This window comes from Xanthomonas axonopodis (assembly GCF_001304695.1).
In the GTDB taxonomy this organism is placed as follows: Bacteria; Pseudomonadota; Gammaproteobacteria; order Xanthomonadales; family Xanthomonadaceae; genus Xanthomonas; species Xanthomonas axonopodis.
Genome location: NZ_JFAQ01000176.1, coordinates 1 through 10,392, shown reverse-complemented (window position 1 = coordinate 10,392; position 10,392 = coordinate 1). Strand labels below are relative to the sequence as shown.

Annotated in this window: 6 protein-coding genes; 3 read left to right on the top strand and 3 right to left on the bottom strand. The window is 64.9% G+C overall.

The window, feature by feature from the left end:
- Positions 1–148: 148 nt before the first annotated feature.
- Positions 149–1,375: an ATP-binding protein gene (locus tag XAXN_RS15500; protein ID WP_054320211.1), complete on the top strand. Its 1,227-nt coding sequence runs from the start codon at positions 149–151 to the stop codon at positions 1,373–1,375.
- Entirely contained in the window at positions 1,372–1,938 is a 567-nt protein-coding gene (locus XAXN_RS15495) for a response regulator transcription factor (RefSeq protein ID WP_003481988.1), read from the top strand. The genes XAXN_RS15500 and XAXN_RS15495 overlap by 4 nt, the downstream gene beginning before the upstream one ends.
- Positions 1,939–2,129: 191 nt before the next feature.
- Here XAXN_RS15495 and XAXN_RS15490 read toward each other — a convergent pair whose 3' ends face one another.
- Positions 2,130–3,116 carry a cellulase family glycosylhydrolase gene (locus XAXN_RS15490; RefSeq protein ID WP_054320210.1) on the bottom strand — a complete coding sequence of 329 codons (987 nt, stop codon included), beginning with the start codon at positions 3,114–3,116 and terminating at the stop codon, positions 2,130–2,132.
- Positions 3,117–3,565: 449 nt separating this feature from the next.
- Here XAXN_RS15490 and XAXN_RS15485 point away from each other — a divergent pair, with 449 nt between their 5' ends.
- Positions 3,566–5,422, top strand: a complete 1,857-nt coding sequence (locus XAXN_RS15485; RefSeq protein ID WP_054320209.1) for a putative bifunctional diguanylate cyclase/phosphodiesterase — start codon at positions 3,566–3,568, stop codon at positions 5,420–5,422.
- A gap of 204 nt (positions 5,423–5,626) precedes the next feature.
- Here the strand turns inward: XAXN_RS15485 and XAXN_RS15480 are convergent, their stop codons facing one another.
- Positions 5,627–7,189 (bottom strand): sodium/sugar symporter, encoded by a 1,563-nt coding sequence (locus XAXN_RS15480; RefSeq protein ID WP_054320208.1) that lies wholly within the window; start codon positions 7,187–7,189, stop codon positions 5,627–5,629.
- A gap of 257 nt (positions 7,190–7,446) precedes the next feature.
- Positions 7,447–10,059, bottom strand: coding sequence for a glycoside hydrolase family 3 protein (locus XAXN_RS15475; RefSeq protein WP_054320207.1), 2,613 nt, complete (start codon positions 10,057–10,059; stop codon positions 7,447–7,449).
- Positions 10,060–10,392: the final 333 nt, after the last annotated feature.

Here is a 10,392-nt window from a genome sequence, read left to right as displayed (position 1 = left end):
GGGTTGGGCGGGTCACGGCGTCATGCATCGCGCTATTTTAGCCTGTCCGCCGTGCGCTCACAGCTGAAGCGAGATGCGCGCCGATCTCCGGGCCGATGCGACGGTTTGTCGCAGGCTACCCTCTCCCCGAGCGCATAGCATTGCCGTGATGAACAGCTCCGACGCTTCCTTCCTGCGGACCCTCTGCAGCCTGCGCTGGCTGGCCACGGCCGGCCAGGCCGCCACCATCCTGGTCGCCACCGGGCTGATGGGCCTGAACCTGCCGCAGCAACCCTTGTGGGCCGGCGTGGCCGCATTGGCGGTCTTCAACCTGTACGCGCAGCTGCGCGTGGCGCACCGCGGCGCAGTGAGCCCGGCCACAGAGTTCGGCCACATCCTGGTCGACGTGACCGTGCTGACCTGGATGGTGGGCTGGAGCGGCGGCATCGCCAACCCGTTCGGTTCGTTGTTCCTGGTGCTGATTGCGCTGGCCGCATTGGCGCTGCCGCTGAGCTGGGCGATGGCGGTGGCCGCATCGTGCGTGGCCGGCTATGTCATCAGCGCGGCGTTCGGGCTGCCGCTGCCCTACGGCGGCTTCGACCCGCTCAGCTTGCACATGTGGGGCATGGCGGCCAACTTCCTGCTATCCACCGTGGTGGTGCTGGCGTTCGCGACACGGCTGGCGTTTTCGATGCGCGAGCGCGAACGCGAGATCTCCACCTTGCGTGAGCGCTTTGCGCGCAACGAAGGCATCGTGGCGCTGGCCACGCATGCGGCGTCGGTGGCGCACGAATTGAACACGCCGCTGGCCACCATGACCCTGCTGGTGGACGACATCGCCGACCAGTGCGAGCAAGGCGAATTGCGCGAAGACCTGGACACCTTGCGCGAGCTGCTGGTGCAATGCCACGAACGCGTGCTGGCATTGGCGGCACCTGCCGACAACGGCCATCTGAGCCGCGAGGTGGCCGTGAAAGACGTGCTGGAACAATGGCGCCTGGTGCGCCCCACCATCGAACTGCGCCGCAACGAGGACGCGCCAATGCGCCTGATGCTGCAGCCCGGTGTCAGCCACCTGCTGATGGTGCTGCTCAACAACGCCGCCGATGCGGGCGAACGCGCCGGGCGTCCGCAGATCGACCTGACCCTGCGGGTGGAACACGACCATCTCAGCGGCGAAGTGCGCGACTACGGACCCGGCTTCGACACCGCGCAAGCGATGCTGCCGGGCACGCTGTTCAACAGCGGCAAGCACGATGGCATGGGCGTCGGGCTGGCGCTTTCGCATGCCACTGTCGAACGCCTGCAGGGCGAGTTGTGGATGCTGCCCTCCGAAGGCAGCGGCGCGCGCGTGGGTTTCCGTCTGCCGCTCTCCGACCATGAGGCACTCGCATGACAAGTCCCCCGATCCGTACCGGCCTGCTGGTCGACGACGACACCTTGTACCTGCGCACGCTGCAACGCAGCCTTGCACGCCGCGGCGTGGAAACGCTCACCGCCACTGATGCGGCCAGTGCGTTGTCCACGGCACGCAGCGCGTTGCCGGATTTCGCGTTGATCGATCTCAAGCTCGGCCACGACTCCGGGTTGAGCCTGATCCAGCCGCTGCGCGAGATCCGTGCCGACATGCGCATCCTGCTGGTCACCGGTTACGCGAGCATCGCCACTGCGGTGGAGGCGATCAAACTCGGCGCCGATGACTACCTGCCCAAACCGGCCAACATCCCCACCATCATGCGGGCGTTGGGCGAGGAGGATGACGACCTGCCAGAGCCGGACGAAGAAGAAAGCGCGCAGGAAATGATGACCCCGCTCAGCCGCTTGCAGTGGGAGCACATCCAGCAGGCGCTGCACGAAACCGGCGGCAACGTGTCGGCGGCCGCGCGCCTGCTCGGCATGCATCGCCGCTCGCTGCAGCGCAAGCTGACCAAGCGCCCGAGCCCGGGGCCGTTACGTTAGCCGTCTCCTCCCCCTGTCGCCGGACCTTACGCGGCGTGGATCCCAACTGAGGGCCGACAAGGATGCACTTGCAAGCGTGTACAGCGCCGGTGCGCGGGCACCGGCCCTGCAACAGGTCGCAGATCGACAGCTTGGCAGTGCCCTTCTGCGTGTGCCGAACGACCACAGCCGCCGGCTGCCGGGCTTCAATCTCACAGTGGGCCGAACACGCTTGCCCTACGCGAGGTTGCTGCGATGCCATCGGTGCCCAGGATCAGGTTGCGCCCCCAGGTGCTCAGTTGTGCGGCATTCCAGCCGATCGCGATGTCCAGCGACTTCGTACTGCTGTCGTTGCCCGACCATGACCAGCCCATGTAGCCAACGTTGTAGTCGCGCGCGCGACGCATGATCGCCGCTTCATCCACACGCGCACCGCGATGGTCGCCACCGAATTCGCCGATCACCAGCGCCAGCTTTTTATCGTTGAAGGCGCGCAAATAATTGTTGATCGTGGCATCGCTGCCGAACACCTCGTACATGTGCACGCTGAACATCAGGTTGCGGCGGCTGTCGCGGGCCAGCAGAACAGCGGCGTTGTCGCGCATGTAGAACTGCCAGTCCTGGCCCCAGTTAGGCGCATCCACCATCAAGGCGTGGGTCAATCCATTCTTGCGCAAGGTGGCGATGGCGGTGGCATGGCCGTTGACCCATTCGCTGGCAGTCAGGCTGTTGCCGAACGGTTCGTTGGCGATATTGATGACCACATGGTCTTCGTTGCCGATCAGCGCCTTGCGGATGCCGACCCAGTAATTGGTCGCATTGACCAGATTCGCAGCGGCGGTGTCGTCGCCGTAGCCGGTGGTGTCGTGGACCTCCAGTACGGCGATCAAGCCCAGGCTTTTGCAACGCGCGATGATGCGGGCCACATCGGCCTCCGGTGTGCGCGTCCAGCGGTAGCCGGAACTGAGCACGACGCGCACGCTGTTGGCGCCGGTGGCAGCGATGGCTGCCAATGCCGCATCGGTGCGGCCCGCATACCAGGCATGCGGAAGGTTGACGCCACGCAGCACCAAGGCATTGCCATTGGACTCGCGCAACTGCGTGCCCGACACCGTGAGCCCTGCATGGGCGGCAGACGACAGCGCCAGACCGGCGGCGACCAGAAGCGTGCGTTGTGCAAAAGACAGCAATGAATTCACGGTGATTCCAAAATAGAAGTGACAGAAGCCGCGATTGCGAGAATCACAGTGCGAGTGAAGACTGTGTCAGTTCGTAACACCCTTGGGACGAATGCACATCACAAAAGCAAACATCGGCTAAAGAGCATTGGTCGCAGACGCGATGCATTTGGTTGCGTTGCGTCAACACTGCTGCGACCAGTAGGTGATCGGCAGCGCACGCGGGATATTTAGGCGCTGCCACCGCCACGACAGATGCGTCATGCGCATGGGTGCGTGCCACGTTCCTGGGACAGCGGACGGCGCACGGCCCGCGTCGGCGCCGCGCATGGCATTCGAATCGCGCGGCGCAGGTCTGGCGCTGCGACGGCACCGGCCACGAATGTCAACGCGGGCTGCGCCCCGTGCTGCAACTGAACGGAGCCCATCACCACCAATCAAGAGATCACGCTTCAGGCCGATACGAGTACATGCCTTCCCTGCCTGCCTCCGTCGAGTCTGTTCTTCCGCCCACGCTCGACGAGTCCACCCGGCTCGAGGTGCTGCGCGGCCTGTGCCTGCTGGATTCGCTGCCAGACCCGGTGTTCGACACGTTGGCCGCCATGGCCGCGCGCAGCCTGGACGCGGAAATTGCGGTGGTATCGCTGGTGGACGAGCACCGCCAGTGGTTCAAGGCACGTATTGGCCTGGAAGCGCGCGAAACGGAGCGTAGCCAGGCGTTCTGCACGCACGCGATCCACTCGGACGAGGTGATGGTGGTGCCGGATGCACAGCTGGATCCGCGCTTTAGCGACAACCCGCTGGTGCTGGGCCCGCCGTTCATTCGCTTCTATGCCGGCGCACCATTGAAGCTGCGCGACGGCCATTGCATCGGCACCCTGTGCGTGATCGGCACCAGCCCGCGCCCCGGGCTGGATCAAGCTGCGATCACGCAGCTGGAAGACCTGCGCGACCTGGCCGTGCTGCGCGTGGAAAACCTGCGCAGTACCACCTACCGCGATGGTCCGACCGGGCTGCCCAACCGCTCGCGCTTTAGCGAAGACCTGGATACCTGGCTGTCGCAACGCGACGCTGCACCGGCCACCACGGCGGTGGCCATCGACGTCTGCGGCAGCGACTACTTTCGCGATATGGTCAAGGCGCTGGGCTGGGAATACGCAGACGGCTACGTCGCCCTGGCACAGCGTCGCCTCGCCGCCTATCTGCCCGGCGACACCCTGCTGTATCGGTTGGACCCGACGACCTTCGGCTTCCTGGCGCAGGCCGAAGGCCAGCGTCTTGCCACGCTATGCATCAAGGTCTCCAAGGCGTTCACCGAGCCCTTGGAACATCAGGGCATTCCGCATACCGCGGTGGCTTCGATCGGCGCGGTCTCGCTGCAGTCCAGCTACGGCGCCGCCGACACCATCCGCTCGCTGACCACCTCGGTGGATATCGCGCGCGAGCGCTGCGTGCCGTGGAGCATGTACGAGCGCAAGCACGATGTTGCCCAGCGCAATACCTTCCGCCTGCTTGCCGCCCTGCCCGCTGCCCTGGACAGCGCCAGCCAGCTGCGCCTGCACTTTCAACCGCGCGTGGATCTGCACGACCACCGCTGCGTAGGCGTGGAAGCCTTGCTGCGCTGGCAGCACCCGATGATCGGCCCGGTGGTGCCGTCGGATTTCATTCCGATGGCCGAGAAAACCGCCTTGATCAACCGCATTACTGCCTGGGTCATCGACAACGGCATCGCGCAGGCAGCGCGCTGGCAGCAGCAAGGCCTGGACTTCAACCTGGCCTTGAACGTGTCGGCTGCCGATCTTGATCGCCCCGGCTTCGCCGGCCTGCTGCGGCGCGGCCTGGATCGTCACAAGCTGGACCCGCGCCGGCTGGAAATCGAATTCACCGAAAGCGCGATGATCCGCCACCCCGATCACCTGGCCGAACAACTGGCCGCCATCGCAGCGCTGGGCGTGCATATTGCCATCGACGACTTCGGCACCGGCTACAGCAATTTCAGCTATCTCAAGCAGCTGCCGGCCAGTGCGTTGAAGATCGATCAATCCTTCATCCGCTCGTTGCCGGACAGCCAAACCGACCGCACCCTGGTGCCGGCGATGATCCAGCTTGGCCACAACCTGGGCCAGCGCGTGGTGGCCGAAGGCATCGAATCGGCGGAGGCGTACGCGCAATTGCGCGCCTGGGGCTGCGACGAAGGCCAGGGCTACTGGATCGCCAAACCGATGCCGGCCGCCGCACTGGAAACCTGGCTGGAAACGCCTTGGCACGAGCAGCATGCCACGCCGGTCGACCTGCTTGCCGCCAGCTCGGCCGCCGCACGCGTCTAAGCGCAGCCAGCAAACGAATCGCGTCCACCACCTTGGCGGGCGCGTGCGGTCTTTGAGCGGTATCTCCCATGCATGCGCGGTGGCTCCTGGGGGCCATCCGAACCCGCTTGACGATGGCTCGCGCCGACGAAACGGCAGGCTGTCAACGCAGCGCGGCGCGACACCAACGTGCCGCGCCGCGCTGCGTTTCAGGACATCAACTACTTACCAGAACACGGTGTACAGCACGACCAGAATCGCGATCACGCCCGCCGCGCCAATCTTGAAGCCGGGCGTGGTGCCGTAGGCAACGTCGTTGGTACGGATCAGATCGCGGGCCTGGGTGGCAGGCGTCAGCAGCGACACCACCACTGCCAATACCAGCGCGGCGATAAAGACCACGCCGATGCGGTCCATGAACGGCAGTTCGGGCCAGGCGAACTTGAGCGCAAACGACAACACCACCGAGCCGATCGCCGCAGTCAGCGCGCCGGCTTCGTTGGCGCGCTTCCAGAACAGGCCAAGCATGAAGATCACCACCACGCCAGGGGTAAAGAAGCCGGTGAATTCCTGGATGAATTGAAAGCCCTGATCGAAGTTGCCCAGCAACGGCCGCGCGGTGAGGATGCCGATCAGCACCGAGGCGGCGGCAACAATACGACCCACGCGCACCAACTGTTTCTGCTCGGTCTGTGGGCGGAACTTGGCGTAGAAATCCAGGGTGAAGATCGTCGTCACCGAATTGATCTTGGAGGCCAGCGAGGCCACGATCGCCGCCACCAACGCAGCGAACACCAGGCCCAGGATGCCGGTCGGCAACAGCTGCATCATGGTCGGGTACGCCTGGTCGGGCTTGGCCAGGTCCGGTGCCAGCACCACCGCGGCAATGCCCGGCACCACGATCACCAACGGCATCAGCAGCTTCAGGAACGCCGCAAACACCATACCCTTCTGTGCCTCGCCGATGTTCTTGGCGGCCAGCGCGCGCTGGATGATGTACTGGTTGAAGCCCCAGTAGCTGATGTTCATGATCCACAGCCCGCCCAGCAGCACGCTCAGGCCCGGCAGATCCTTGTAGAACGGGTTGTCCTTGGTCAGGATCATGTGGAAGTGCTCCGGGTGCGCGCCCCACAGGTGCTGGAAGCCGGCCAGCACGCCAGCACCGTCGCCGATGCGCGCCAGGGTCAGCCCGGCCACCAGCAGGCCACCCAGCACCAGCAGGGTGACCTGCACGATGTCGGTCAGCGCCACCGCCTTCAGCCCGCCGTACAGCTGGTAGACCAGCGCGAACACGCCGATCAACGCCAGCGCCAGGGTCTGGTCCATGCCGGTGACCTGGCTGACCGCGATCGACCCCAGCCACAGGATCGAGGTCAGATTGACGAACACGTACAGCAGCAGCCAGAACACCGCCATCAGCGTGCGGATCCACTTGCCGTAGCGCTGCTCCAGGAACTGCGACATGGTGTAGATGCCGTTGCGCAGGAAGATCGGCAGGAAGAACTTGCCGACGATCAACAGCGTCAATGCCGCCATCCATTCGTAGGACGCAATCGCCAGCCCGATCGCATAGCCGGAACCGGCCATGCCGATGATCTGCTCGGCCGAGATGTTCGCAGCGATCAGCGAGGCGCCGATCGCCCACCACGGCAACGACTTGCTCGCCAGGAAGTAATCCTCGGCGCTCTTACTGTGGCCTGCCTTCTCGCGCGAGACCCACTGCGCGAGCACGAAGATGCCGGTCAGGTAGACCAACACAATCACGATATCCAACGTCGCCAAACCCACTGCACTCTCCTGTCTGGCCCTGGGGTGTGCATCAAACGCGAGACAGGCCTGCAGAATGCCGCCGCAACGCACAGCGTGCGCCACAGCAGTGCGGCGAACCGCTGCTGCAGGCCATCCCGGCCGATCGACGCGCGCGTCCCGCGGCGGCTGATGACACCACCGATCAGGGTGGCCGCTATACCGCGTCGCCAGCACTGGCGACGCATCTGTTTGGTCTCATCCCCGCAAGCAGGCAAGCACGCCTGCGGGAATGCCGCTTACTTGACCGGGCAGTCGACGGTGACTTCGGCTTCGTTGAGCGCCCCCAGCGACACCTTGGACACCGACAGGTCCAGCGCGGCAGCGCTTTCGATGCTGGCGACCTGGGTCAGCTTGCTCACGTCGGCACCGGCACCGGCGAAGCACTTGAGCGGCACGCCGACGACTTTCCACTGGCCTTGCGGTAGCGCGGCCAAGGTCTTGCGCACATCGAAGCGTCCACCGCACTTGTCGCCGCAGCCCACGCCCAGCCACACCGGCGCGGTCACGGCGCTGTCGCGGCGCAGGGTCAGCTGCAACTGCACATCGCCGTTGCTCTCGCGCGAGACGTCCACCGGCTTGGCGGACACCAACAACACGCTGGAGGCGGTACTGCCGGACCAAACCAGGCGGCGCGCATCTTCCTGCGCCTTGTGATCGACGGCGGTCATCTTCAGGCTGCCGTCGGACAAGCCCACCGGCAAGGTGGTCGCCGGCATGTTGGCCTGGCCCGCATTGGACAGCTGCATCGCAATCCCCAGTGCCGGCTTGCCGCGCACGAAGTACACCCCGCCCACCGACTGCTCGCCGGACACGCCCGATTCTTCCGGCAGCGCCGCCAGGTCGCCCTTGTCGGCGTAGGTCAGGCCGAAGCCAAACTTGAACTGCGGGTCGTAATCCTTCTGGCCCACGTTGTTGGCGAACTGCACTGCGGTCTTCGGCCAGGAGAAGCTCAGCTTGCCCTTGAAGTCGTTCTGCACCGAGCCATCGGCCTTGCGCAGCAACACATCGGCAATGCCTTCGCCTTCGGAGCCCGGCAACCAGGCAGCGACGAACGCGTCGGAGGCGTTAATGTACTGATTCATCCACAGCGGACGCCCGCTCAGGAACACCGCCACCACCGGGATACCTTCGGCCTTGAGCTTCTTGATCAGGGCCAATTCGCTCTCGTCGCCCGGCTTGTACAGCAATGTGGCGATATCGCCCTGGAATTCGGCATACGGGTTTTCGCCGAATACCACCACGGCCACGTCCGACTTGGTCTTGTAGGCGCCATCCACGGCCAGCTCGGCGCTGCCGCCGGCGGCCTTGATCTGCTTGTCCAGGCCCTCCCAGATGGTGGTGCCGTTGGGATAGTCGCTGCGCTTGGTGCCGGTGCCCTGCCAGTTCAGCGTCCAGCCCCCGGACTGCTTGCCCATGTCGTTGGCACCATCGCCGACCACCAGCACGCGCTTGGTCGGATTCAGCGGCAGGATGCCGGCCTGGTTCTTCAGCAGCACCAGCGATTCACGCACCGCCTGACGGGCGATCGCACGGTGTTCCGGCGCGCCCAGCAATTCGTACTTGCCACCGAGTGGACGCTTGGACGGCTTGCCGGCCTCGAACAGGCCCAGGCGCATTTTCACGCGCAGGATGCGGCGCACGGCATCATCAAGACGCTCGGCCGAGATCTGGCCGGACTTCACCGCTGCCAGTTCGGTTTCGTAGATACCCTTCCAGCTGTCGGCGGCCATGGCCATATCGACACCGGCAATGAACGAAGCCGGGCAATCCTGGTTGGTGCAGCCCTTGACCTGGCCGTGGCCATTCCAGTCGCCGACCACGAATCCACCGAAATTCATGCGGCCCTTGAGCACGTCGGTCAGCATGACCTTGTTGCCGTGCATCTTCTCGCCGTTGAAGCTGTTGAACGAGGCCATCACGCTCTGTGCGCCAGCGGCAATTGCAGGCGGATAACCGGCAGCGTGGATATCGCGCATGGTGGCTTCGGACACCTTGGTGTCGCCCTGGTCCTTGCCGTCGGTGGTGCCGCCGTCGCCGACGAAATGCTTCACCGACGAAATCACGTGGCTGCCTTCGAGGAACTGCGGCGTGCCTGGCACGCCCTGCACACCTTCGACCATCTTGCCGGCGAAGCTGGCCACCACGTCCGGCGACTCGGAATAGCCTTCGTAGGTGCGGCCCCAGCGGTCGTCCTGCGGCACGGCCACGGTGGGCGCGAAGGTCCACTCCATGCCGGTGACGCGGGTTTCGGCAGCGGTGACTTCGCCGATCTCCTTGATCAGGTCCGGGTTGCGCGTGGCACCCAGGCCGATGTTGTGCGGAAACAACGTGGCGCCGACGATGTTGCTCTGGCCGTGCACCGCATCGATGCCGAAGATGATCGGAATCGCGTTGCCGCCCTTGGAGGTGTCCATCGACGCCTCGTAGAACGCGTCGGCCAGCTTCAACCATTCGGCCGGGCTAGCGTTGTACTTGCCGCCCGGATCGGAATTGCCGCCGGCCAGTACCGAGCCGATGCGGTACTTGCGCACATCGTCCGGGGTCATGCTGGCGATATCGCCCTGGATGGTCTGGGCGACCTTCTCTTCCACGCTCATCTTGGCCATCACATCGGTGATGCGCTGCTCCAGTGCCGGGTCCTGCGGGAACGGCCATTTCGGCGACGGCCACTGGTCCGGATGGATGGTGGTCGACGCCTCGGCAGGTGCGGCGGCCGGGGCGGTCTTGCCCGCCTCGGCAGCGGTGTCCTTGCCCTGGCAGGCGGTCAACGTCAGGACCGCCGCAGCGGTGGCCAGGCAGAGGGCGCGACGCGCGACGGGCGCGGCGGTACGACGGAGCAGCTTGTCCAAGATTCGTTTCTCCAGGGTGGTTCTCCCACGGCGATGCGTTGCGCCGCAGGCCATCAGGCGGCGTACGCTTGCGTGATTCCCCTACCCTGTCAACAACAGCTGCCCGTATGCCGAATATCGGGCAACTTATTGGTCGCGGCTATAGCATTTGAATACCGGCAGCACCTGTGAAACCGCGCAAAACCACTTAAGGCAACGCTGATCAAGCCCCGTTCCCGCGTTTCGCGGGAGGTTGGATGCACATAGACGATGGGGCGCGTAGATCGCTTTGCCCATTCAGGGCAATCCCGGTGATCGAGGCCTCTGTTGGGAGGCCTCTGTGCTTCATGTGGG